This is a genomic window from Actinoplanes sp. NBRC 103695 (assembly GCF_030269485.1).
Lineage (GTDB): Bacteria > Actinomycetota > Actinomycetes > Mycobacteriales > Micromonosporaceae > Actinoplanes.
Window position 1 is genome coordinate 1 of the sequence record NZ_BSTL01000137.1, and the last position, 397, is coordinate 397.

At 65.7% G+C, this 397-nt stretch carries 1 protein-coding gene; it reads left to right on the forward strand.

Annotated elements, in window-relative coordinates; all coding sequences use genetic code 11:
* Nucleotides 1–339 (forward strand): transposase (locus tag QSK31_RS48600; protein WP_285692012.1); only part of this gene is annotated, 339 nt, incomplete at its 5' end.
* Nucleotides 340–397: the final 58 nt, after the last annotated feature.

The window sequence follows — 397 nt, forward strand, 5'->3', positions numbered from 1 at the left end:
GAACGGTTCCCCGACGCCGCCGAACACCTCGACGACGCCCGCGACGACCTGCTCGCCTTCACCGCGTTCCCCCACGAAATCTGGAAACAGATCCGCTCGAACAACCCCCAGGAACGCCTGAACAAAGAAATCCGCCGCCGCACCGACGTCGTCGGGATCTTCCCCAACCGGGCCGCGATCATCCGCCTCGTCGGCGCCGTGCTCGCCGAACAGACCGACGAATGGGTCGAAGGACGCCGCTACATGGGCCTCGACATCCTCCGCAAAGCCCGCCTCACACCCATCACCACCAGCCAAGACACCCAACCCGACCTCGAACCCGCCGAGATAGCCGCCTAACATCAACCCACACGGATCAGCGCTGGCCGCCTCTTACACCACGCCAGCGGACGCGACC